24 protein-coding genes are annotated in these 23,710 nt (G+C 59.6%); 10 read left to right on the top strand and 14 right to left on the bottom strand.

Going from position 1 to position 23,710, the window contains the following annotated elements; genetic code table 11:
- Positions 1–18: 18 nt before the first annotated feature.
- Genes JOE65_RS07050 through JOE65_RS07040 form a run of 3 tightly spaced genes read right to left on the bottom strand, consistent with a single transcriptional unit; the run spans position 19 to position 4,866 of the window.
- A complete protein-coding gene (locus tag JOE65_RS07050; protein ID WP_205162544.1) occupies positions 19–1,194 on the bottom strand; it encodes an acyl-CoA dehydrogenase family protein in 1,176 nt (391 codons plus the stop codon).
- A gap of 8 nt (positions 1,195–1,202) precedes the next feature.
- Positions 1,203–3,257: an acetyl/propionyl/methylcrotonyl-CoA carboxylase subunit alpha gene (locus JOE65_RS07045; RefSeq protein ID WP_205162543.1), complete on the bottom strand. Its 2,055-nt coding sequence runs from the start codon at positions 3,255–3,257 to the stop codon at positions 1,203–1,205.
- A gap of 4 nt (positions 3,258–3,261) precedes the next feature.
- Positions 3,262–4,866: a carboxyl transferase domain-containing protein gene (locus JOE65_RS07040; RefSeq protein ID WP_205162542.1), complete on the bottom strand. Its 1,605-nt coding sequence runs from the start codon at positions 4,864–4,866 to the stop codon at positions 3,262–3,264.
- Between the two features lie 158 nt (positions 4,867–5,024).
- Between JOE65_RS07040 and JOE65_RS07035 the strand changes: the two genes are divergently transcribed.
- Both JOE65_RS07035 and JOE65_RS07030 read left to right on the top strand, forming a co-directional pair.
- Complete coding sequence (locus JOE65_RS07035) at positions 5,025–5,672, top strand: TetR/AcrR family transcriptional regulator (protein WP_338021571.1); 648 nt, start codon at positions 5,025–5,027, stop codon at positions 5,670–5,672.
- An 80-nt stretch (positions 5,673–5,752) separates the two neighbouring features.
- Entirely contained in the window at positions 5,753–6,223 is a 471-nt protein-coding gene (locus tag JOE65_RS07030; protein ID WP_205162541.1) for a GNAT family N-acetyltransferase, read from the top strand.
- 152 nt (positions 6,224–6,375) lie between these two features.
- Here JOE65_RS07030 and JOE65_RS07025 read toward each other — a convergent pair whose 3' ends face one another.
- Genes JOE65_RS07025 through pdhA form a run of 3 tightly spaced genes read right to left on the bottom strand, consistent with a single transcriptional unit; the run spans position 6,376 to position 9,895 of the window.
- On the bottom strand, positions 6,376–7,776 hold the full coding sequence (locus JOE65_RS07025; protein WP_205162540.1) for a 2-oxo acid dehydrogenase subunit E2: 1,401 nt from the start codon (positions 7,774–7,776) through the stop codon (positions 6,376–6,378).
- Positions 7,777–7,780: 4 nt separating this feature from the next.
- Entirely contained in the window at positions 7,781–8,788 is a 1,008-nt protein-coding gene (locus tag JOE65_RS07020; protein ID WP_205162539.1) for an alpha-ketoacid dehydrogenase subunit beta, read from the bottom strand.
- Positions 8,789–9,895 (bottom strand): pyruvate dehydrogenase (acetyl-transferring) E1 component subunit alpha, encoded by a 1,107-nt coding sequence (gene pdhA, locus JOE65_RS07015; protein ID WP_205164069.1) that lies wholly within the window; start codon positions 9,893–9,895, stop codon positions 8,789–8,791. It lies immediately after the preceding gene.
- 242 nt (positions 9,896–10,137) lie between these two features.
- On the opposite strand from pdhA, the gene JOE65_RS07010 reads away from it, so the two are divergent.
- The 3 genes from JOE65_RS07010 (at position 10,138) to JOE65_RS07000 (ending at position 11,804) form a co-directional block, all read left to right on the top strand.
- Complete coding sequence (locus tag JOE65_RS07010; RefSeq protein ID WP_205162538.1) at positions 10,138–10,614, top strand: Lrp/AsnC family transcriptional regulator; 477 nt, start codon at positions 10,138–10,140, stop codon at positions 10,612–10,614.
- A gap of 110 nt (positions 10,615–10,724) precedes the next feature.
- A complete protein-coding gene (locus tag JOE65_RS07005; RefSeq protein ID WP_205162537.1) occupies positions 10,725–11,138 on the top strand; it encodes a DUF4383 domain-containing protein in 414 nt (137 codons plus the stop codon).
- A 90-nt stretch (positions 11,139–11,228) separates the two neighbouring features.
- The gene (locus tag JOE65_RS07000; RefSeq protein WP_205162536.1) at positions 11,229–11,804 is read left to right on the top strand and encodes a hypothetical protein; all 576 of its coding nucleotides are present in this window, start codon (positions 11,229–11,231) and stop codon (positions 11,802–11,804) included.
- 85 nt (positions 11,805–11,889) lie between these two features.
- On the opposite strand, the gene JOE65_RS06995 is transcribed toward JOE65_RS07000, so the two are convergent.
- A complete protein-coding gene (locus JOE65_RS06995; RefSeq protein WP_205162535.1) occupies positions 11,890–13,500 on the bottom strand; it encodes a solute symporter family protein in 1,611 nt (536 codons plus the stop codon).
- Positions 13,497–13,847: a DUF485 domain-containing protein gene (locus JOE65_RS06990; protein WP_205162534.1), complete on the bottom strand. Its 351-nt coding sequence runs from the start codon at positions 13,845–13,847 to the stop codon at positions 13,497–13,499. Before JOE65_RS06990 ends, JOE65_RS06995 begins: the two co-directional genes overlap by 4 nt.
- Before the next feature lie 127 nt (positions 13,848–13,974).
- Between JOE65_RS06990 and JOE65_RS06985 the strand changes: the two genes are divergently transcribed.
- The 4 genes from JOE65_RS06985 to JOE65_RS06970 are packed head-to-tail and all read left to right on the top strand — an operon-like array spanning position 13,975 to position 17,734.
- A complete protein-coding gene (locus JOE65_RS06985) occupies positions 13,975–15,159 on the top strand; it encodes a sensor histidine kinase (RefSeq protein WP_205162533.1) in 1,185 nt (394 codons plus the stop codon).
- Positions 15,160–15,175: 16 nt separating this feature from the next.
- Positions 15,176–15,904, top strand: coding sequence for a LytR/AlgR family response regulator transcription factor (locus JOE65_RS06980; RefSeq protein WP_205162532.1), 729 nt, complete (start codon positions 15,176–15,178; stop codon positions 15,902–15,904).
- Positions 15,901–16,272, top strand: a complete 372-nt coding sequence (locus tag JOE65_RS06975) for a hypothetical protein (RefSeq protein WP_239536646.1) — start codon at positions 15,901–15,903, stop codon at positions 16,270–16,272. The genes JOE65_RS06980 and JOE65_RS06975 overlap by 4 nt, the downstream gene beginning before the upstream one ends.
- A gap of 13 nt (positions 16,273–16,285) precedes the next feature.
- On the top strand, positions 16,286–17,734 hold the full coding sequence (locus JOE65_RS06970) for a sodium:solute symporter family transporter (protein ID WP_205164067.1): 1,449 nt from the start codon (positions 16,286–16,288) through the stop codon (positions 17,732–17,734).
- Here JOE65_RS06970 and JOE65_RS06965 read toward each other — a convergent pair.
- The 6 genes from JOE65_RS06965 to rpsB all read right to left on the bottom strand — a co-directional run bounded on the left by JOE65_RS06965 (position 17,731) and on the right by rpsB (position 22,756).
- A complete protein-coding gene (locus JOE65_RS06965) occupies positions 17,731–18,309 on the bottom strand; it encodes a DivIVA domain-containing protein (RefSeq protein WP_205162531.1) in 579 nt (192 codons plus the stop codon). The genes JOE65_RS06970 and JOE65_RS06965 overlap by 4 nt on opposite strands.
- Positions 18,310–18,392: 83 nt before the next feature.
- Entirely contained in the window at positions 18,393–19,325 is a 933-nt protein-coding gene (locus tag JOE65_RS06960; protein WP_205162530.1) for a phosphatidate cytidylyltransferase, read from the bottom strand.
- Positions 19,325–19,882, bottom strand: coding sequence for a ribosome recycling factor (gene frr / locus JOE65_RS06955; RefSeq protein ID WP_205162529.1), 558 nt, complete (start codon positions 19,880–19,882; stop codon positions 19,325–19,327). The genes JOE65_RS06960 and frr overlap by 1 nt, the downstream gene beginning before the upstream one ends.
- A 116-nt stretch (positions 19,883–19,998) precedes the next feature.
- Positions 19,999–20,730, bottom strand: coding sequence for a UMP kinase (gene pyrH, locus JOE65_RS06950; protein WP_205162528.1), 732 nt, complete (start codon positions 20,728–20,730; stop codon positions 19,999–20,001).
- Between the two features lie 164 nt (positions 20,731–20,894).
- The gene (tsf, locus tag JOE65_RS06945) at positions 20,895–21,734 is read right to left on the bottom strand and encodes a translation elongation factor Ts (RefSeq protein WP_205162527.1); all 840 of its coding nucleotides are present in this window, start codon (positions 21,732–21,734) and stop codon (positions 20,895–20,897) included.
- Between the two features lie 119 nt (positions 21,735–21,853).
- Entirely contained in the window at positions 21,854–22,756 is a 903-nt protein-coding gene (rpsB, locus tag JOE65_RS06940) for a 30S ribosomal protein S2 (RefSeq protein ID WP_205162526.1), read from the bottom strand.
- A 649-nt stretch (positions 22,757–23,405) separates the two neighbouring features.
- Here rpsB and JOE65_RS15610 point away from each other — a divergent pair.
- On the top strand, positions 23,406–23,693 hold the full coding sequence (locus JOE65_RS15610; protein WP_420827491.1) for a M23 family metallopeptidase: 288 nt from the start codon (positions 23,406–23,408) through the stop codon (positions 23,691–23,693).
- Positions 23,694–23,710: the final 17 nt, after the last annotated feature.

The following is a 23,710-nucleotide window of genomic DNA, read 5'->3' as shown; positions in this document are numbered from 1 at the left end:
TGGTCAGTACTAGGTGGCCTAGAGGCCCAGATCACGCGCGATCAACATCAGCTGAACCTCGGTGGTACCTTCACCAACTTCGAGAATCTTGGAATCGCGGTAGTGTCTGGCGACAACAAACTCGTTGATGAAACCATAGCCACCAAAGACCTGAGTGGCGTCCCTAGCGTTGTCCATCGCTGCCTCGCCTGCGATCATCTTAGCCATGGCCGCCTGGGTCTTGAAGGGCTTGCCTGCAAGCATCCGGGCTGCGGCATCATAGTAAGCGAGGCGGGCTGTGTGTGCCCGGGCATGCATGCGTGCGATCTTGAACTGGATGGCCTGATAGGAGCCAATATTGGTGCCGAAGGCGTGCCGCTCCTTGGCATAGCGCACCGCCTGCTCAACACAGCCCTGGGCCGCGCCGGTGGCGAGCGCCGCGATTGCGATACGCCCTTCATCCAAAATGGACAGGAAGTTTGCGTAGCCACGGCCACGCTCTCCCAAGAGGTTCTCCTCGGGCACATGGACATCATTCAATGTCAGGGGGTGCGTGTCCGAGGCGTTCCAACCCACCTTGTTGTAAGCCTTCTCAGCCTTGAAACCCTGCGTGTTGGTGGGCACGAGGAGGGTGGAGATCTCCTTCTTCACCGACCCGTCTTCACGCTCCGACTGCCCAGTCACAGCGGTAACCGTCACCAGCTTGGTGATGTCCGTGCCTGAGTTGGTGATGAACTCCTTGCTTCCGTTGATCACCCATTCACTGCCGTTGTCGCCGTCGACAAGCTTTGCCGTCGTCTTGGTCCCCCCAGCGTCTGAACCTGCCTCCGATTCCGTCAGACCAAAGCCGGCAAGAGCCTTCCCGCTGGCGAGCAGCGGGAGCCATTCCTGCTTCTGCGCGTCCGTACCGAAGCGGTGGATAGGCATAGCGCCGAGTGAGACACCTGCCTCCAGCGTGATGGCAACCGACTGGTCAACCCGGGCGATCTGCTCAAGGGCGAGCGAAAGTGCAAAGTAGTCTCCGCCCATTCCGCCGGATTCCTCAGGAAAAGGCAGACCGAAAAGACCCATGTCCGCCATCTGGGAGACAACTTCGTAGGGGAAACTGTGCTCTTCGTCGTGTTTGGCCGAGACAGGTGCAACGACCTCGTCGGCGAATTCGCGGACGGTGTCCACGAGATCCTGGTGGTCCTCGCTGAGTTCAAAGTTGGGCATGATCTTTCCTATTCTGTGACGGAGCCCACGAGAGCCCCTGAGTCCGGGACAGTTTCGTCTGCCGTTATCGTTGCTACGACCTGCCGTGCCTTCACGAGGTCCCCTGGTTTGAGAGAAACGGCCACAGTACCCGCGAGCGGGGCCGTCAACTGATGTTCCATTTTCATTGCCTCGACCGTAACGAGGGTCTGGCCGGCTTCCACGGTGTCGCCGTCGGCAACTGATACAGAGACGACCGTCCCCGGCATGGACGAGCGCACGTCCGGATCCACTGCCCCCTCCGCACGAAGGATCGCCGCCAGCTCCGATTGCAGCAGTCCTTGCCGATTCGGTGAATGGATCGGAACGGTCCAGCCGTCATCGAAATACCAGACGGTACGACCGCTAGAGGCTACGTTCAGAGAACGGCGGAGGCCGTCCACGGTTGTAAATAGGGCGCCGGCTTCCTGCTGCACCATGGTGAGGACGCCGTCGGGTGCGCGCACACGGTAACCGACATCTGAGATCTCTACCTCGAACGTCTGGACTTCGCCCTGCTCGACTTCCAGGGGCACCCGCCGACCACGTCTGGCACCGACCCTCCAGCCATCCCGTCGGCTCCAGGGAGAGCCGTTGTGCACGCTGTCCCGCTCCAGATCCGCATCCCTCTGGTGCAGGGACTCCACTGCGATGACGGCGAGCTCTGAGCCGACTAGACGACGAAACTCGAAATCGGGCATCTTACGTTCGATCATGGTGGTATCAAGCCGTCCGGCCCGAACATCATCGTCGTTAATCAGCAGACGCAGGTACTCCGTGTTGGTCTTGACCCCGAGGACCATCGTTTCGGCCAGGGCACGGTCCAGACGGTCGAGGGCTTGCTCGCGGTCCTTCCCCCAGGCAATGACCTTGGAAATCATGGGATCGTAGTTGGAGGAGATTTCGACGCCCGCCAACAGGGAACTATCCACCCGCACGCCCTCACCAGAGGGCTCTTCGAGCCGCAGTACAGTGCCTGTGGAGGGCAGGAACGAATTCTCGGGATCTTCAGCATAAACGCGGGCCTCGACAGCGTGACCGTGCAGCTCGATATCCTCCTGCCGAAGCGAAAGCTCTTCTCCAGCAGCGATACGGATTTGCCATGCCACCAGATCCACACCCGTGACCATCTCGGTCACCGGATGTTCCACCTGCAACCGAGTGTTCATTTCCATGAAGAAGAACTCGTCAGGTGCCGAATCCGCGACCAGGAACTCGACCGTACCCGCGCCGGTGTAATCCACACTCCGTGCGGCGTCACACGCCGCCTTACCGATACGCGCCCGAGTCTCAGGGTCGAGCAACGAAGACGGTGCCTCCTCAACGACTTTTTGGTGCCGGCGCTGCAGAGAGCACTCGCGCTCCCCTAGATGCACCACATTGCCGTGGTTGTCCGCGAGGACCTGGACTTCGATGTGCCGCGGAGTCAGCACAAGACGCTCCATGAAAAGCGTGTCATCGCCAAAGGCCGATGCCGCGATCCTCCGTGCAGTCGGCAGCGTATCCGCGAGATCCTCCTGTTTTTCGACCACGTGCATGCCTTTACCGCCACCACCTGCTGAGGGCTTGATAAGCAGTGGGTATCCGATGCCGGGAGCTTCAGCTAAAAGCTGCTCATCCGTCAACCCGGGTTTAGCGATACCGGGAACGACTGGGACACCATGGTCCATGACGTGGTTCTTAGAGCGGATTTTGTCACCCATGACATTCAGCGCATGAACGCCGGGACCAATGAACGTGATCCCTTCTTTATCAAGGGCGCGGGCGAACTCCACATTCTCACTGAGGAAACCGTAACCGGGGTGGACCGCGCTCGCGCCGCTAACGCGGCAGGCGTCCACAATGGCAGCGATGCTGAGGTAACTTTCTGCGGCCGAGGCGGGTCCAATGTGGACTGCCAAGTCTGCTTCCTGCACGTGTCGGGCGCCAGCGTCCGCATCGCTGTAAACAGCAACGGACCGGATCCCTAGATCTCGAAGGGTCCGGATGACGCGGCAGGCTATTTCGCCGCGATTGGCGACAAGAACAGTGTCAAAGAGTTTCATACCATCACATCCGAAAGAGGCCGAAGGATGTGTCCTCCAGCGGTTTGTTGGCGCAGACGTCCAAGGCGAGTCCAAGGACCGTGCGGGTATCCGCCGGGTCGATGATGCCGTCATCCCAGAGCCGTGCAGTCGAATAGTAGGGGTTACCCTGGTCCTCGTACTGCCGCCGGATGGGCTCCTTGAACGACTCCTCGTCCTCGGTAGTCCACTCATCACCGCGGGCCTCAAGTTGATCGCGCTTGACGGTGGCAAGGACTGAGGACGCCTGATTGCCGCCCATGACCGATATGCGACTCGCAGGCCACATCCACAGGAAACGCGGCGAATACGCGCGTCCACACATGGAGTAGTTACCAGCCCCGAAGGATCCTCCAATGATCACCGTGAGCTTGGGGACTCGAGCCGTGGCCACCGCTGTGACCATTTTGGCACCGTGTTTGGCGATCCCGGCCGCCTCATAATCGCGGCCAACCATGAAACCGGAAAGGTTCTGAAGGAAGATCAGTGGAATGCCCCGCTGATCGCATAGCTCGATGAAGTGTGCACCCTTGAGTGCGGACTCGCTGAAGAGAACACCGTTATTGGCTACGATCCCCACCTTGTGCCCGTGAAGAGTTGCGAAGCCAGTGACGAGTGTTGTCCCGTACTCCTTCTTGAACTCGTGGAACTCGCTCCCATCCACAATGCGCGCGATGACCTCATGGACGTCGTAGGACGCGTTCACGTCCGTCGGAACCGACCCATAGACCTCTTCGAGCTCAACGGTGGGAGCGACGCTTTCCTCGATTTCCCAGACCGGCTTCTGCCGCGGAAGGGTGGAAACAATGTTCCTGACGATCTCCAAGGCGTGCATGTCATTTTCCGCCAGGTGGTCGGTGACCCCCGAGATGCGTGAGTGGACGTCTCCACCCCCAAGTTCCTCAGCAGTGACGATCTCACCGATCGCAGCCTTGACTAGAGGAGGACCGCCCAAGAAGATCGTTCCCTGGTCACGGACGATGACTGTTTCATCGCTCATCGCCGGAACGTAGGCACCTCCCGCTGTGCACGAGCCCATGACCGCAGCGATCTGCGGAATCTTCCGTGCCGACATGTTGGCCTGATTGAAGAAGATACGACCAAAGTGCTCGCGATCCGGGAAGACGTCATCCTGTCGGGGCAGAAAAGCCCCACCGGAATCCACAAGATAAATACATGGGAGGTTGTTCTCAAGCGCGACTTCCTGCGCGCGCAAGTGCTTCTTCACCGTCATCGGGTAGTACGTCCCACCCTTGACCGTTGCATCATTGGAAATGACGAGAACGTGGCGTCCATGGACCAAGCCAATACCAGCAATGACTCCGGCTCCCGGAGATTCGTCGTTGTACATGCCGTTGGCGGCCAGAGGCGAGAGCTCCAGAAATGGGCTTCCGTCGTCGAGCAGCCGCTCTATCCGCTCCCGCGGAAGAATCTTGCCGCGGGCAACATGCCGTTCTCGGGATCGCGCAGGGCCGCCAACCGCGGCTACCGCCAGCTTTTCCCGTAATTCGTCCACGAGCCCGCGCTGGGCGGCGTCATTTTCCTGGAAGTCCGGGCTCGTAGTGTTCACCCGGGAAACAAGGGTCTCCATCGACGTCCTTCTGTGAAGCTGTCCATTGACCGGTAGCGGCTAGGCTGTAGCTAAATGATTCGCATCCGGTTAGTCTTTACTAACTGGTTTTAGGTTAGTGGCTATTAACCGACTTGTCCACAAAATGTGTGTTGTACGCCACATCACCGCGTAGGCCAATGGTGTACAAAGAACACGTCCTGCGGGAAAGGCTGGGTATGGATCCCGTGTTGAATGGTCGGGCTACGGGACGGAGCCTCGCCAAGGCCTCCCGCCGTGCCGCACTTCTGGAAGCCGCTGCGGAGCTCTTCGCGCAGCGGGGCTACAACGGCGTCTCTATCGAGGATCTCGGAGCCGCAGCGGGAGTAAGCGGCCCGGCCGTCTACAGACATTTCAGCGGCAAACAGTCGGTGCTCGGAGCCCTACTCACCGAGGTTAGCCAAAACCTGCTCGACGGCAGCATGGCCGTTGTGGCCGAGTCCACGGTTGCCGAAAGGACCCTTCGCGGATTGATTGAATTTCAAGTGGACTTTGCCCTGCGCAACGCCAACGTCATCAGGGTTCAGGACAAAGATCTGGGCAGCCTCTCTGAAGAAGATCGCCAAAGTGTCCGTTCGCTCCAACGCCAGTATGTGGAAGTGTGGGTCAATGTCTTGTCCGAGTTCAGCCCTGGCCAAGACCGCTCGCTACTGCGTCACCGCGCACATGCGGGATTTGGGCTCATCAACTCAACTCCACACACCACACACCGCAGTGCCAATAGCAGGGACACGGCAGCCCTGCGACAACTACTCGAGACCATGTCCTGGGAGGCACTCAATGCCTGAGAGTCCGCCGCGCGAACTTCCCTTGTACCCTGAAGTCTAAACATCCCCGCGCCAGACGACGCCGAGACGAAAGTGACGCCGTGATCACCCTTCGACCTGTAGACCCAACGGACTTGGATGAGTTCTTCAACCATCAGTTGGAGCCGACCGCCAACCACATGGCGGCCTTCGCCGCGAAGAACCCTTCTGACCGCGGAGTGTTCAACCACCATTGGCAGAACATCCTCATCGATGAATCCATCACTGTCCGCACCATTGAATCCGATGGAGACGTGGTGGGCAGCGTCTTGATGTATCTCAACGAAGGATTGCCTGAAATCAGCTACTGGATTGACAAAGCCCACTGGGGCCAGGGAATCACCACGGACGCAGTAGGTCAGTTCCTCAAGGAATTCCCGGAGCGTCCCATTCGCGCACGTACCGTGGTGGACAACCTGGGCTCCATCAAGGTTCTGGAGCGTTGGGGCTTTGCCGAAGTGGGTAGAGCCAAGGACTTTGCCAACGCACGGGGCTCGGTAGTAGAGGAAGTCATCATGGAGCTCACAGACTAGACGCAGCTGGACCTGTTCCCGTGGCTCTTCGTGGAGTCGCGCGCACAACGAATGGCTACCCGACATCACCTTTTAATGCTGAGGTCACCCGGTGCAACGGGTGACCTCAGCAACAAGGCCCGACGTCCGCAGGGCATGACAGCTCTGGAGGATCAGACCATAGTCAGGGCCATGCCGGGCTCAGCCAGGATAGCTCCGAGGTCCGCGAGGAACCGCGAACCCTGCTCGCCGTCCACCAGCCGATGGTCGAAGGACAAGCTCAGCGTCATGACCTGCCGTAGCGCGATCTCACCGTTGTGTTCCCACGGCATTTTCCGCACGGCACCCAAGGCCAGAATTGCCGCTTCGCCGGGGTTCAGAATCGGAGTTCCGGCGTCGATGCCGAAGACGCCCACGTTGGTGATCGAGATTGTTCCACCGGACAGATCTTTAGGACTCGTCTTGCCGGCCCTCGCTGTATCAGTCAGAGAAGTCAAGGCTTCGGAAATCTCCTTGAGTGAGAGATTCTGCGCATCCTTGATGTTAGGCACTGTCAACCCTCGAGGAGTAGCCGCGGCGATACCCAGATTCACATAGTTCATCTGAACGATCTCAGCGTTATCACCATCCCAACGCGAATTGACGCTTGGGTTGCGCTTGATGGCGATGCACACTGCCTTGGCAGCAAGCGTCAGAGGCGTGAGTTTGTAACCACGGAAGGCACGGCTCTCTTTCAACGTGGTCAGCAACTCCATAGTGGGAGTGACATCGACGGTCAGGAATTCCGTTACGTGAGGAGCGGTGAAGGCACTCTTGACCATTGCAGCGGCCGTATGCTTTCGCACGCCCTTGATGGGGGTCCGTACCTCGCGGTCCGTGCTCCCCTGTTGCGCTGCCGCCGGTGCGGTAGCGGCCTCCGTAGTGGTCTCTGTCCCACCCGAGGCGTTGTCGGCGTGCTCGAGAACGTCGCTGCGCGTGATGAGTCCCGCAGTTCCCGTACCCTCCACAGCCGACAGGTCCACGCCCAAATTCCTGGCGAGTTTGCGCACCGGCGGTGTTGAGCGCGGACGCTCTACAGACGACTGCACGCTTCCGGCCGGGTGATCTATTGGCACCGCCTGCTCTGCGGCCGACTGGTCAAGGCCCGACGACGGCGCCTCGTTGGATTCCGCCGACGCCAACTGGTCACCAGTCGCCGCCGCAGAGGACGTACCTGTAGACTCGCTGGCACGTTTGCGACGGGCTGGACGCCCGGATTTCTCAACGGCGGCTCCGTAACCCACCAGGTTTGGCTCACGTTTTGCCGGAGCTTCCGCTGCGTCTGAGGCCTCCCCACCGATGTCGAACGAGACGATCGGCTGGCCGACCTCCACCACGGTGCCCGCAGGGGCATGCAGGTGCTTCACCGCGCCAGCGTAAGGCGACGGCAGTTCTACGACGGCCTTGGCAGTTTCAACGTCGGCAATAATCTGGTTCAGTTCAACGGTGTCGCCCTCGGCGACCCGCCAGGTAACGATCTCTGACTCCGTGAGACCCTCACCGAGATCCGGCAATTTGAATTCTTTGATAGTCACAGCGCTAGCCTTCCAGTGAGCTCAGTGAATTGGCACGGCCCATGGCGCGATCCACACCATCGAGAATCCGGTCCAGATCCGGCAGGTGGTGGAACTCCAGCTTGGAGTAAGGGTAGGGAATGTCGAATCCGGTGACTCGTACCGGTGCGTGCTCAAGATAGTAGAAGCAACGTTCGGTAATGCTGGCGGCAATCTCGGCTCCCAGGCCGCCGGATTGGGCAGCCTCATGGGTGATGACCAAACGGCCGGTTTTGCGTACAGATGCCTCAACCGTTGCGAAGTCGATCGGTGCTAGCGACCGCAGGTCAATGACCTCCACAGACACTCCGTCATCCGACGCTGCAACCGCCGCGTCCAGTGCCGTGGGCACCAAGGGTCCATACGTCACCAAGGTGACATCCGAACCTTCCGTGACAACACGGGCTGATTCCATGGACTCGGCACTGAGATCCACGCCCTCATTAACCTCGCCCTTGACGTGGTAGCGCCGCTTCGGCTCAAAATAGAGAACCGGGTCATCGGACGCGATGGCCTGTTGAATGACGGTGTAAGCATCCTGTGGGTTCGAAACACTCACGACGCGCAAGCCGGAAGTATGCGTGAAGTACGCTTCCGGCGATTCCGAGTGGTGCTCGGGCGAACCAATGCCACCACCGAAAGGAACGCGAATGGTGAGCGGAACCTTCACCTTCCCCTGAGTGCGGTAATGAAGCTTTGCCACCTGACACACGATCTGATCGAACGCGGGATAAATAAAGCCATCAAACTGGATCTCCACCACCGGACGGTATCCGCGGTATGCCATACCGATAGCCGTTCCCATGATGCCAGCTTCAGCCAGAGGTGAATCCATGACCCTGTGCTCGCCAAAATCTTTCTGCAAGCCCTCGGTGATGCGGAATACCCCCCCGAGCTTTCCGATGTCTTCTCCCATGAGAACAACTTTGGGATCATTTTCCATCGCCTTGCGGAGGCCTGCGTTGATCGCTCGGCCAAACGTCATTGAGGACATCTACTTGCTTCCTTCCGCATCTGCAGCGGTATCGTCAAACGTCGCGAGATAGCGCGCGTAATGGTCCTGCTGCCGCTCCAGCCACGAGTTCGGTGAGCTGTAGACGTTCTTGAACACGTCCATGGTTTCTGGTTCTGCCATGTTCACGCAACCAGCGCGCATTTCTCGCGCTACGTCGTCGGCCTTGGCTTTCACGCTTGACTGGAAGTCTTCCGTGTACAAACCGCGCTCCTGGAAATATGCAGCGAGCCTAGCGATCGGATCCTTGGCCGCCCAGTCCTCCAGCTCATTGGCGTCGCGGTACTTCGTAGGATCATCCGCCGTCGTATGCGGGCCCATACGGTAGGTCAGGGCCTCAATGTACGTTGGGCCTCCCCCGGTACGGGCTCGATGAAGGGCCTCACGGGTGACGGCGAGAGTTGCCAGGACGTCATTTCCGTCCACCCGGACGCTCGGAATACCGAAGCCCGGTGCGCGGCGTGCGATGGGTACCTGAGCCTGAAGGCCCACTGGTTCGGAGATGGCCCAGTGATTGTTCTGGCAGAAGAAGATTACCGGCGCCTGATAACTCGCGGCAAAGACCATAGCCTCATTCACATCGCCCTGGCTGGTGGCTCCATCGCCGAAATAGGTGACAGCCACGGCGTCGTCACCGTCATTGACGATGGCCATACCGTAACCGACAGCGTGGAGTGTCTGGGCACCGATGATGACCTGAGGCGTGGCCATGTTGATACCGAACGGATCCCAACCTGACGATGCATTTCCTCGCCAAACCCGGGTCATGTCCGTCAGGTCCACACCACGGCAGTAGGCCACGGCATGCTCACGATAGCTCGAGAAGACGAAGTCGTCGGTGCGCAGTGCTCGCGCGGAGCCCACCTGCGCGGCTTCCTGACCCAGAAGCGGTGGCCAGAGAGCCAGCTCACCCTGACGCTGGAGCGCAGTTGCCTCAGCATCGATCCTTCTGACAACAACCATGTCCTGATAGAGCGACATCAACTCGTTGTCGTCAACGTCTTCAACCCAGCGGTCGTACTCGCCACTCGTCCTGGCTCCGCTTGGAGTCAGGAGCTGAACGACGTCATCCTCCTGCGCAGGGTTCATGTCATTGATGGGCACTGATACACGCAACCTTAATATTCTCGTCTTGCTGTCGCCGTTGATCCGAGCGACAGGGCCGGGCGAAATGCGGCCCCGGGGGTGCGAACTGAGCGAAAGCACCCCGGGCAACATTGCCCCGAATTATTGTGACGATACTCACAGAGCTCAATGAGCACAACCGGGAGCACGTACATTGAGCATTATGCCCTACTGTGGCGAATCGCACCGTGCTAGCGTTTCGCACTATGCAACCTCTGGACGTAACCGACACAAGACTACTCATTGCGATGGCAAAAGACCCGCGCCGAACCGTTGTCGCGTTGGCTCAGAAGCTTGGGCTGTCGAGAAACACGGTTCAGGCACGCTTGGCGCAGCTGGAGCGGAAGAACGTATTTCTACCGTTCGAAAGGACTATCAGTACGGCAGCCTTGGGCTATCCCCTGACCGCCTTCATCCAAGTGCACGTCCAGCAGCAGAAACTCGCCTCCATCGCCAATGAACTGGCGTCCATTCCTGAGGTCATCGAAGCGTTCGGACTGACCGGACAGGCGGACATCATGGTCAGAGTAGTCTCCAGCGATGCCGAAGACCTCTTCCGTATCAACGGGAAGGTCCTCGGATGTGACGGCGTCGTCCGTTGCGACACTTCCCTGGCCATGCGTGAGCTCGTTCCTTACAGGGTAGGCCCCCTGCTAGAACGCGGCCCCCAACATTCACGCTGATCCCACCCATCCGTCAGCGCAGTTGCCGCGAAGAACCCTTAGAAGCTTCAACAGGGAAGCATCGACGGACGGTCATCGCGAGGTGGCCGGAGTAGAGAAAGGCACAAGCCATGCGTACATCACCCAACCGACTCTTAGCCACCATTTTTGGAGCGGTCTACCTTCTGGTCGGCATCGCCGGTTTCTTCGTCACTTCAGGAATAGGCTTCTTCGCTACTGAAGGCAGAAACCTCATCATCTTCGAGGTCAACCCACTCCATAACATCATCCACTTGGCGATCGGCGCAGCGCTCCTGCTGGCGGGCCTCTCCTCGGTCGCGGCATCCAAGGGCGTAAACACCACCATCGGTGGCGTTTACCTGCTGGTGGGCGTCCTCGGCCTGTTCCTGGTTGGCAGCAGCCTGAACATCATTGCCCTGAACGGTGCGGATAACGTCCTTCACCTTGCCAGCGCCGTCCTACTCCTCGGCGTCGGCCTCTCTCAGGACAAGAACGTAGCCGCCTCCCATCGGGTTGCGGTCTAAGCGATGACTACTGCCAGCGCCGCACCCATAAGCCCACGTCTTCACGCCGATCTATCGGGCAGTGCAAGGCATGACGTCCACGTGGCCGTCATGCCTGAGGTCGTCCGGGTACTGTGCGGCCTGGCGGGTTATGGTGCCGCCCTCCTCTACGCCGGGGTGGGCAGCACCGCCTTATTGGCTTGGTCGGGGATCCCTACTCTCCGGATGTCCGTCGTTGTGTTCTCCCTGATCTGGGCCGTTGCACTGGCGCTGTGGGCCACCGCGGTCCTACGGTCCTCGCGGCGGTCGTGGCCGACGTTCGCGAAAATCCTTGTCCCTGTGGCGGTCACCGTGACTCTCGGGGCTACCTTAAAAAGCGCAATGTTCGCACCGCTCGGGGAGCGGTCATTGGATATCACGGCCCTCTGCGCCGTTGCCCTCGGGCTGATCATCCTCGCCTGCCGTGGCTACCTCCAACGACGTCCGACCACTTCATCGGCCGACGTCGGCAGGTCTGACGCACCGGCAGGCCGTCTATTGCTGGGGCTTGCAGCGGCGTCCGTACTGGTAGCTGCCGTGGCCACACCCGGACTCGCGGCCTCAACGGCGGGCGAGTTCGCCGTTCCGCACAGCGAACACGGGCAGAACCTTCAGCCCGTCCTGCCTGAACCCGGACATCATCATTAGGTAAACGCACCATGAAAGGAAGGGAGCGGACCCGCTGGGTTCGCTCCCTTCCTTTCATGAGCACAGTGCTCCAGCAGTAGCGCCGTTAGTGCTCCACTGCCTTCTCCGCGCCCACGCCTGTCATGGACCGGACTTCCATTTCCGCCTGTTTGGCCGGGTCCTCACTGCGCTTGTCCAACACGGTTCCCAACCAGCCAAGGAAAAACGCCAGCGGTATCGAGACAATACCTGGGTTGCTGAGTGGGAATACCGCGAAGTCCGTTCCCGGAATCATCGATGTCGGCGTTCCGGAAACAACAGGCGAGAACGCGATCAGGACGATTGCCGCGCCCAGTCCCCCGTACATACTCCAGACAGCACCCTGGGTAGTGAACCGCTTCCAGAACAGCGAGTAGAGGATGGTCGGCAGGTTCGCGCTGGCGGCTACGGCAAAGGCGAGCGCCACCAGGAATGCGACGTTCTGCCCCTGTGCTCCGATGCCGCCTGCGATCGAGAGAATGCCGATGACGACGACGGTGCGGCGAGCCACCTTGATTTCACCGTCAGGGTTGACGCGGCCCTTTCGGATGACATTTGCATAGATGTCATGCGCGAAGGATGCCGCGGCCGTGATGGTGAGACCGGCAACTACCGCGAGGATCGTAGCGAAGGCGACCGCAGAGATAATGCCGAGAAGGATGGGGCCTCCAAGCTCGAACGCCAGAAGCGGCGCAGCCGAGTTGACTCCGCCTGGAGCCGCCTGGATGCGCTCGGCCCCGATCAGCGCACCGGCACCGTAGCCGAGTACCAGGGTGAACAGGTAGAACGCGCCGATGAGCCAGATGGCCCAGACGACTGAGCGGCGTGCTTCTTTGGCCGTGGGGACAGTGTAGAAACGCATGAGCACATGCGGCAGCGCCGCCGTTCCGAGCACGAGGGCCAGTGCAAGGGAGATGAAGTCGAGCTTGGACGTCTCCGAAACCCCATACTTCAGGCCCGGCTCGATGATTGCCGGGTTGCCCGACGTTTCGATAGCGGCTCCGAGCAGCGTTGAGAGGTTGAAGTCGTGCAGGGCCAGCACCCAGATCGTCATGATGAACGCGCCTGCGATGAGCAGGCAGGCCTTGATGATCTGAACCCACGTGGTGCCCTTCATGCCACCTACCAGCACGTAAAGGATCATGAGTCCACCCACAATGGTGATGACAAGGGACTGTCCGAGTCTGTCGTCGATGCCCAGGAGCAGGGAGACGAGCGCTCCGGCGCCGGCCATCTGCGCGAGGAGGTAGAAGAAGCAGACCGCCAAGGTGGTGACGGCCGCTGCGATTCGTATGGGAAGTTGACGCAAGCGGAAGGACAGAACGTCCGCCATGGTGAACTTGCCGGTGTTGCGCATCATTTCGGCCACCAGCAGCAGTGCCACCAACCACGCCACGAGGAATCCGATGGAGTAGAGGAACCCGTCGTAGCCGTTGATCGCGATGGCGCCCACTATCCCGAGGAAGGACGCCGCTGAGAGGTAGTCACCGGCAATAGCTGTGCCGTTCTGCGGCCCCGTGAAGGATCGGCCCGCCGCGTAGTAGTCCGCAGCCGTTTTGTTGTTACGGCTGGCACGCAGGACGATCACGAGCGTAATGGCGATGAAGACCCCAAAGATGGTGATATTCAGCCACGGTTCGCCAACGTTTGTGGCCCCCGTTTGCAGCGGAAATGTCATTTGTCCTCCACCTCGGATTCAAGTTCTTCACGAATTTTTGTAGCAACTGGATCAAGCCGACGGTTAGCGTAGCTCACGTACCACATGGTGATTCCGAAGGTGCTGACGAACTGCAGCAATCCCAGGACGATACCGATGTTGATGTTTCCGACTACCGGCGTTGACATGAATTCGTGCGCGTAGTCGGCGAGCAGGACGTAGAGGAAGTACCACAGCAGGAATGCTGCGGCGAGCGGAAACACAAAGGAGCGGTGCCGTCGACGCAGTTCCCGGAATTCAGGGCCTTCCTGAACGTCGCGGAAGTCTGTGGAAATCACGGCTTCCGGCTCTGGTGGTGGGTGTGACATAGATCCTCCTGGATGGTTGTGATAGAGATCACTCTGCACGAACGGGAGGGTTCCTGGGATCCCTTCTAGAGCCGCCATCGCCCAACGGTGCAGAATCTGCGGTGACCGGCACCGCTAGAGTAAGAAAATGTCAGAGGACACGTTCGAAATCATCATCAGTTCCGGCGTCGTCATTTGTTGCCTGGCCGCCGTAGCCGCCGTGGGGTTCTATCTTTCGCGCTCCCATCGAGACCTCGGGACCGACGCGGACCTGGCCACGTACCGGACACTGCACACCGCGGCGCTCGCTTCACGGCACCTGCGCAACGGCCTCACCCGGACCGGTGCCCGCAAGGCTGCTCGCCACCTGCGCGAGATGCTCCACTCCGACGTCGTCGTCATCACCAACCTGAACGAGGTCCTGGCAGCGGACGGACCGCCCGCAGATTATCTGTCCACGGCGTTGAAGGCTATGGGCGCCGGTCAGACCCGGATCTTCAGGACAAAGATACCCAAACGTAACGGAACCGACGATGCGCCTCCCCACCAGTTGGTGTTTGCACCCATTCGGACAGGCAAGGGCATAGTGGGATCCGTTGGCGCCGGAGGCAGCACGGTAAGTGCCGGACTCATCCGAGCCTGCAACGAACTGGCAGGATGGATGGCGAGCCAGATAGACCTCGCAGAACTGGACACCTCACGCGCGTTGCTCATGGAGGCTCAGATGCGAGCCCTGCGCGCCCAGATCAGCCCACACTTCATCTACAACTCGCTCAATGCCATTGCCTCGTTCATCAACACTGATCCTCCCCGTGCCCGTGAACTCGTCCTGGAATTCGCGGACTTCACCCGTTACTCATTCCGTAACCACGGTGACTTCACCACAATCGCCGAAGAACTTAAGTCCGTGGACAGCTACCTCCTGCTCGAACGAGCACGCTTTGGCGACAGGTTGAATGTGACCTTGCATATCGGACCGGAGGTCCTGACCACGGTCATACCCTTCCTGAGCCTGCAACCTCTTGTCGAGAACGCCGTTCAGCACGGCATCGAAGTACGCGAGGGGCCGGGGCACATCACCATCACCGCACAGGACGCTGGCGCATATGCCGAAGTGATCATCGAGGACGACGGCGTGGGCATGGACCCGGATCATGCCCATGAAATGCTGGCTGGCCGAAACAGCGGCGGACATGTGGGACTACGCAACGTGGACCTTCGCCTCCGCCGGTTCTACGGCTCAGAGAACGGCTTGATTATCGAAACTGCTCCCGGCGAAGGGACGCTCATCGTCATGCGCGTACCCAAGTTCCAGCCCGAGAACCGTCCATGAGCGTACTCTTGTCAGCATGATATCTGTGGTGGTGGCCGACGATGAGCTGCCTGCTGTCGACGAACTGGCGTACCTCCTTTCACTCGAACCTCAGGTTGCTGCCGTGCACACGGCTACCCGCGGCGCACAGGTCCTGGAGCTGTTGAAGTCCGAGCACATCGACGCGGTTTTCCTGGACATTCACATGCCTGCAGTCTCCGGACTTGCCATAGCGCGGGTCCTGTCAGAGATGGTGCGGCCACCCGTCGTCGTCTTCGTGACGGCAGACGAGGCACATGCCCTGGCCGCCTATGATCTGGCCGCCGTCGACTACCTGCTGAAGCCAGTGCGGCCAGAACGCCTGGCAGAAGCAGTCCGTCGGATCTGCGAGCTGACGAATCCCTCTTCGACCGATCCGGACTCCGCGGAACTCATCACCGTCAACCAGGGCGGCGTGAGTAAACTGATCCGCAGGGACGAAGTCCGCTACGTACAGGCGCAGGGAGACTACGCGCGTCTCCACACGGCAGAGACGAGTTATCTGGTACGCGTCCCTCTAGCTGACCTCGTTGAACAGTGGGAAAGTACCGGGTTCCATCGCATCCACCGCTCATATCTGGTCTCGCTGCGAAGTGTAGACCGTGTGAGGACCTCCGGTGGAAGAGCCAGTGTCGACGTCGGCGGAACGCTCCTGCCGGTGAGCCGGCGCCATCTGCCGGCCTTCCGCAATGTCCTGAAAGCCACCAGAATCCGCTCGCGCTCATGACGGGAAATCCCCGACGGATCCGGGTGCAGTCTCCGAAGGATGACAACGGCGCTCAGGCACCTTACACGTCCTCCGCCCATGACGACGACGTCTCAAGCGAGAGTGACGCCTACGTCTCTTCACTCATGCGCTCCCAATTCCGGCTCGCCATCGTCGTGGCCTCCGGATTCATTCTCCTGCTCCTCGGCGTCCCCGTTCTCGTCTGGCTGTCGCCTGCGCTGGCAGCGCTCACTATTTTCAGCATTCCCCTGCGCTGGCTTCTGCTCGGGGTCTTGATGTACCCGGTCATGATCACCGCAGCATGGCTCTTCATCCGCGCAGCCTCGCGCAATGAAACCCGGTACCGCCAACTCACTGACAAATCCTGATGCCGGACGCCAGGTGAATCCGATAGCCGGCTACACGGCGCTTATTGCCGTTTCGGCGGCAACACTCCTGATTGGTATCTACGGCCTCAGATTCTCTCGCACTACATCAGACTTTTACGTGGCCTCGCGTTCTGTCCGACCATGGTGGAATGCCTCGGCAATCGGCGGGGAATACCTTTCTGCAGCGAGCTTCCTTGGCGTTGCCGGGCTGATCCTTGTCTCCGGCGCCGACGCCCTGTGGTTCCCGGTCGGTTACACCGCCGGCTATCTGATGCTGCTCCTGTTCGTCGCGGCACCGATGCGCCGGTCAGGGGCATACACTATCCCGGACTTCGCTGAGACTAGGCTGAAATCTAATCTGGCCAGAACAGTCACGAGTTTCCTGGTCATCGCCGTCGGCTGGCTCTACATCGTTCCACAACTTCACGGCGCCTCACTGACCATTACCGTGGCCACCGGGCTACCGGGCTGGGTGGGAGCCGTCGTGGTGGTCACCGTCGTCGTCGTCACGACCATGGCCGGTGGGATGAGGTCCATCACCTTCGTCCAGGCTTTCCAATACTGGCTCAAACTGACCGCCATAGCGGTTCCTCTGGTCTTTATTATGCTGCGGTTAGGATCCACCGGACAGGATTGGGCAGGAGACGGCGCAGCGTTTCTGACCAACGGAGACAACGGAAACTGGTACAGGAACATTTCCCTGGCACTCGCGTTACTGCTCGGAACACTCGGGCTTCCGCATGTCCTTGTTCGCTTTTACACAAATCCCGACGGCGCTTCAGCACGGCGCACAACGCTGATCGTGCTGGGCCTATTATCAGCATTCTATGTATTTCCCACGCTCTATGGAGTTGTGGGAAGGACCTTCGCCGAAGACCTGGCCTCTGGCTCGAATGCCGACGCGACCGTACTGCTCCTCCCCGGACGGATCTTCGACGGCGCAGCCTCGGACGCGTTGTCAGCGCTGGTGGTCGCAGGCGCTTTCGCTGCCTTCCTCTCCACCACATCGGGGCTGGTTGTGTCAGTTGCCGGAGTGCTGAGTCAGGACTTCTTCGGAGGCAGTGTCAACGGCTTCCGCCGGGCGGCACTGTTATCTGCAGTAGTTCCGCTCATAGTGGCGGTGGCAACCGACTCCCTAGCACTGGCCGGTAGTGTGGGTCTCGTCTTCGCTTTCACGGCATCAACGCTGTGCCCCATGCTGCTGCTCGGAATCTGGTGGCGTGGCCTGACCGATATAGGCGCAGTCGTCGGCATGGGCGTGGGTACGGTTTTGTGTGGAGGTGCGATCCTGACATCGGCCCTCTTGAACGGACCTCCGCCGATGCTGCTGCAGTATCCAGCGGCTTGGACAGTACCAGCGGCCTTCACCGCCATGGTCCTTGCGTCCCGGCTGACGGCACACCGCAAACCCTCAGGAATCGAACGGATTCTGGCACGCCTCCACGTGCCCGAACACCATTAATCGATGGAAGCCATCAGCTCCACTACACGGTCCAAGAAAGCATCCACCTGGTTCTCTTCATAGCCGGCGTGGCCTCGCGCTTCCCGGAAAGCAGCGCGTCGAATCACATCCACACTCAGGGCTTGGTCCTGCTCGAAATACTCAAGTAGCTGATTGCACAGTGCATCGACGTCCCTGACGTTATAGCTATAGGCCTTGCGTGCCGAGGGTCGACGGAAACGTTCTCCCAAAGGACGGTGAAGCCGGGCTCGCAGAACCGTTGACATACGACCGATTTCAGCGAGCCACGCTTCCTCGCCCTCATCCCGGATGAGCTGGTCCCGCTCGCGTTGGGCAAAAACGTCCTCGAGCCGATCTAATGCCGCATCCACTGCCTGCGCTTCATATCCGCCCTTGGCCGGGTCAAAGGCCATAGAACGTACCGTCTTACTCGTGATGGGGTCCGCGTCCTGGTCCGGGTCGTTATAATAAGCCCTGGCTTCGGTAAGGAAATCGTCCACCTGCCGGATGTTGTATCCGTACTCGCGGCGTCCCACCCTTTCAAAGGGTGAACGCCCCCGCCGCAGCTCTTCCATCCCCAGGTACGATCCCTTCCCTTGTCCACTTTTGGCAGTCCCTGCATAGGCCGAAGCCTGCCCGAGACCACAGCCCGTAAAAACTACATTGCTCCTGGAACGAGCGTACTGGATAGAACGTAGGCAACAGGGGACGCGAACACGATGGAGTCAAGCCGGTCCATGACCCCCCCGTGACCGGGCAGCGCGGTCCCCATATCCTTAATGCCGAGTTCGCGTTTGATCATGGATTCAGCGAGATCTCCCCCGGTTGCTGCTGCCACCGTTGCGATGGCCAGAACCAACCCGAACCACCAGGGCAGGTCGAGCAAAAACAGAGAAGCCATGACGCCGATCAGCACAGCTCCGCCCACAGATCCTGCGAATCCCTCCCATGACTTCTTGGGACTGATTTTCGGAGCCATAGGATGTTTACCGAAGAATGCCCCCAGCAAGTAGCCGAAGGTATCATTGGCGACCACCAATAACAGCAGGGTGACGACCTTAAAATTGCCTTGGGGCTGCTGGAACAACAACAAGGCAAAACTAATCAGGAATGGCACCCACAAAATAACGAAGAGGCCGCCTAAAATGCTGCGCGTTGCGTCCTCTGTTGGATCAAGACTCCGCCACAGCAGAACCGCGACAGCCGATGCCACGAGAGCGAAGCCCAACGCTTCAGTTCCGCCTAGATAAGCCGCGAATGGGAGCGCCACGCTGCCAGCAACGACCGGAACCAATGGAACATGAATGTTCCTGACCTGAAGCGCGCGGCTTACCTCCCACACACCTATGACACCGAACACAGTGGCCGTAACGACGAAGGCCAGCGGCATGAAGAACAATCCAATAAGGACCGTGAAGAGCAAGGCCAAGCCCACGCCGATGGCAGCTGGAAGGTCCCGGCCAGCGCGCGACGTGCCAGCTGCTCGGCGTTGCTTGCGATTCGACGGTCCGGTGGCCGGCGACCCTATCGGGTTCCCACTGCTGGCCGTCAGCGGCCCACGGTCCGGCGCAGGAGGCTCAACATCACTCATCAGACCTCGAGAAGCTCAGCTTCCTTGCGCTTGAGCAATTCATCGACGGTGTCGGTATGGGATTTGGTGGCGGCGTCGAGCTCTTTCTCCGCCCGGTTGCCCTCGTCCTCGCCGGCGTCGCCGTCCTTGACGAACTTGTCGATGGCGTCCTTGGCCTTCCGCCGGATATTGCGGATGGAAATTTTGGCATCTTCCGCCTTTGACTTAACGACTTTCACATATTCGCGACGACGCTCTTCGGTGAGCTCCGGCATGACTATGCGAATGACGACGCCGTCATTTGCAGGGTTGGCTCCGATGCTCGAATCGCGCAGCACCCGCTCGATGTCCTGGAGGGAAGACTTGTCATACGGGGTGATGAGAAGTGTGCGCGCTTCAGGCACCTGGAACGCGGCCAACTGTTGCAACGGCGTGGGGGTCCCATAGTAATCCACTGTCAATTTGGAGAAGAGCGATGGGTTGGCCCTACCGGTACGGATTGTGGAAAAGTCCTCCTTGGCGACCTCGACCGCCTTATCCATCTTCTCCGCTGACTCCTGCAGGGTTTCCTGAATCACTGTGTCTCCTTAGACGAAAATTGGCCGCTGACGACGGCGGCTGGGCTCGGGTCCATCCTATACGGGGACGCGGTTCCTGCCCGTACAGTTGGCGGGCGAGCCGGTAATCAGCGAGCTCAGACGGTCACGCGGGTACCGATTTCCTCACCGAGGATCGCACTGGTGACGTTACCTTCGCCCTCCATACCGAAAACAAGCATTTCGAGGCTGTTGTCCTTGCACATTGTCATGGCCGTTTGGTCCATGACCCGGATGTCCTGGCGCAAGGCATCATCATAGGTGAGCGCTTGGAGTTTTTGAGCCGATGGATCCTTGCGTGGGTCCGCGGTATATACGCCGTCGACACCGCTTTTGGCCATCAAGACAAGATCCGCGTGCACTTCGAGCGCACGCTGAGCAGCCACGGTATCAGTGGAGAAATATGGAAGCCCCGCGCCAGCACCAAAGATGACGACACGCCCCTTCTCAAGGTGTCGGATAGCCCTGCGAGGAATATACGCCTCAGCCACCTGGCCCATGGTGATCGCGCTCTGCACCCGGGTTTCAACACCAGCCTGTTCCAGGAAATCCTGAAGAGCGAGACAGTTCATCACCGTACCAAGCATGCCCATGTAGTCCGCCCGAGAACGGTCCATTCCGCTTTGTGACAACTCTATTCCACGGAAAAAGTTACCCCCGCCGACAACAATGGCCACCTCCACCTTGCCCACTGTCGCCGCGATCTGCGTCGCGATGCCACGAACGATCTCCGGATCCACACCTAGCTTGCCACCGCCGAATACTTCCCCAGAGAGTTTGAGCAGAACTCGCCTGCGCGGGTTTCCTTCTGGCTGCGCGTTGTTTTCCATTGGTGCCTCCCATGGCAGATAGCGGCCGTTGTGACCATCATTGACACTTCTGGACTTCGAGAAGTGCTTGTTCAGAAGATTAGGGCAGGAAAAAGGAGCGGCCACCTGTCGGTGACCGCCCCTTCATCTCTCAATGCCTGAAGACCGTTTGGTCGATAGCTTTACTATGCGCCTACGCGGAATCGTGCGAAGCCAGTAGCTTTCGTTCCGGCTTCCTCCAGCACCTGTGCAACTGTCTTCTTTGCGTCTTTTGCAAACGGCTGGTCCACGAGGACGATTTCCTTGAAGAAGCCGGTCAGCCGCCCTTCGACGATCTTCGTTAGCGCAGCTTCAGGCTTGCCCTCAGCTCGCGCGGTTTCGTCGGCGATACGGCGCTCGTTCTCTACGGTATCCGCAGGAACCTCGTCCCTCGTGAGAAACTTGGGCGCGAACGCTGCAGTGTGGACGGCGATATCATGGGCAGCTTCGCTGGGGCCATTGCCTGCACCATCGACAGCGAACAGGACACCAACCTGAGCGGGCAGGTCCTTGGACGTTTTGTGCAGGTAAGCATCCACGGTCTTTCCTTCGACACGCGCTATGCGACGGACAACAATTTTCTCGCCGAGGATCGCTCCCTCTTCAGTGACGAGCTCGGAGAGCTTCTTGCCGTTGACATCTGTTTCGAGAAGCGCATCAACGTCGGCGGCAGCAGAGGATACGGCTGCTCCCAATACCGTTTCGCTCAGTTCGATGAACTTTGCGGATTTGGCAACGAAGTCCGTCTCACAGTTGACCTCAATCATGACGCCTACGGTTCCGTCCACAATGCGGGCTGCAACGAGACCCTCCGCCGTTGAACGGCCCTCGCGCTTGGTGGCACCCTTGAGACCTTTGATGCGAATCAAATCCATGGCCTTGTCGGCGTCGCCGTTCGCCTCGTCAAGAGCCTTCTTGACGTCCATCATACCGGCGCCCGTGCGCTCGCGCAGAGCCTTGATATCAGCGGCGGTGTAGTTCGCCATAGTTAACCCCTTCAGTGAGTATCTGCAGTATGTCTTCGTCCGTGATAGTCCCGGACAAGAATCCGGGACTATCACGGACGCTGGTTCCAACCGGCCTGTGGCCGCTATGAAACTGAGCTTTACTTTGCTTCTTCTGCCGTTTCCGAATCCACCGGGGCTTCAGTAACGTCTGCCTCGGCCGGAGCTTCGGTCACTTCTGCCTTGGCCGGAGCTTCAGAAGTAGCAGCCTCAGCGGGCGCTTCCGTGGTTTCGGTCCCGGCGTCCCCGAGAAGCTCGCGTTCCCACTCTGCCATCGGCTCGGCAGCCGCGGAAGAATCAGAACCGGAACGGTTGTGACGGGCTACGAGGCCTTCTGCAACAGCATCTGCGACAACGCGAGTGAGCAGGTTGACGGAGCGGATGGCGTCGTCGTTGCCCGGGATCGGGAAGTCGACGTCGTCCGGGTCACAGTTGCTGTCCAAGATGGCGACAACAGGGATGTTGAGCTTCTTGGCCTCGTCCACGGCCAGGTGCTCCTTCTGGGTGTCAACGATCCAGATTGCGGACGGAGCCTTGGTCAGGTTGCGGATACCGCCGAGGTTGGTCTCAAGCTTGGTCATTTCACGTTTGAAAAGAAGAAGTTCTTTCTTGGTGTGACCGGAGCCGGCGACGTCGTCGAAATCGATTTCCTCGAGTTCCTTCAAACGCTGGATCCGCTTGGCGACAGTCTGGAAGTTGGTGAGCATTCCACCGAGCCAGCGCTGGTTCACGTAGGGCTGGCCAACTCGTGTAGCCTGCTCGGCGATGGTCTCCTGAGCCTGCTTCTTGGTGCCGACGAACAGGATTGTTCCACCGTGTGCAACAGTGGCCTTCACAAACTCGTAGGCGCGGTCGATGTAGGACAGCGACTGCTGCAGGTCAATGATGTAGATACCGTTGCGTTCCGTGAAGATGAAACGCTTCATCTTCGGGTTCCAACGACGGGTCTGGTGACCGAAATGTACGCCGCTGTCGAGCAGCTGACGCATGGTAACGACTGGCATGTCGTCACTCCTTCCGGCAGGCGGGCAAATATGCCCGGCAACTGCCACTTTGACGGTTGATAACTATCTGCCCGGGTTGGGCAGGAGTTCCTGGTGCTCATCAGCTCTGCAATGGAGAACTGCATGTCCATCCGGCAGAAACCGGACCGCAGGAGATGCACCCGTTCACACCCCGCAAATAAGCGAGATTGGGACGGGATTCAGAACACGCGAAGTCAGTCCGATGGCCTCCTCGAATACTGTTACCTGAACAGAAACTCGTTTAGGACACCGAACTGCTTGACTTAGTGTACTACAGCACCCCTTCTCTATAACGCCGGAGGCGACCGTTCCTCCACATCAGGCCAGGCCCGGGGCTGACTCCACATAGAGGCATGCCAGTCTCACATCCGGCAGCCAGAGGGCACATGGTGGATACATGTCAAAACTCCGCGGCCCCGCGCTTCGTCCACTGGCTTTGGCACTTCTATCGCTCTGCTGCCTTGGGATCGTTTTTCCTGCGCTGACGGCACAGGCCGATTCACAAGAACCATGGCAGTGGCCACTCCAACCTACGCCTGACGTCAGTCGCCACTTTGAGCCCCCACCCCAACCCTGGGCGAGCGGGCACCGGGGCGTCGATCTGGAGGCAGCGCCAGGAACAGAGATAGTGTCCCCGGCTGACGGTCGCGTCCTGTTCGTCGGCACCGTCGTCGACCGTCCCGTGATCACAGTGGATCATGGGAACGGAGTACTAAGCAGCTTTGAGCCAGCATTGGCTATTGTCAGCGAGGGCGACGTCGTCGTTGCCGGAAAACGGCTAGGGGCCATAGGTGCCGGAGGTCACTGTGAGTCAGCCTGCCTCCACTGGGGAGTGAGGGTTGACAGTAAGTATGTGGACCCGTTGGATTTCATCAGAGACCGGCGGCCGTCCATCCTGCTCCCCCTCCCGCGGTAGGTTGCCGTCCGCGAGGC

The organism is Arthrobacter roseus (assembly GCF_016907875.1).
GTDB lineage: Bacteria > Actinomycetota > Actinomycetes > Actinomycetales > Micrococcaceae > Arthrobacter_J > Arthrobacter_J roseus.
The sequence above is the reverse complement of the archived record's forward strand: the minus strand, read 5'-3'. Positions and strand labels throughout refer to the sequence as shown.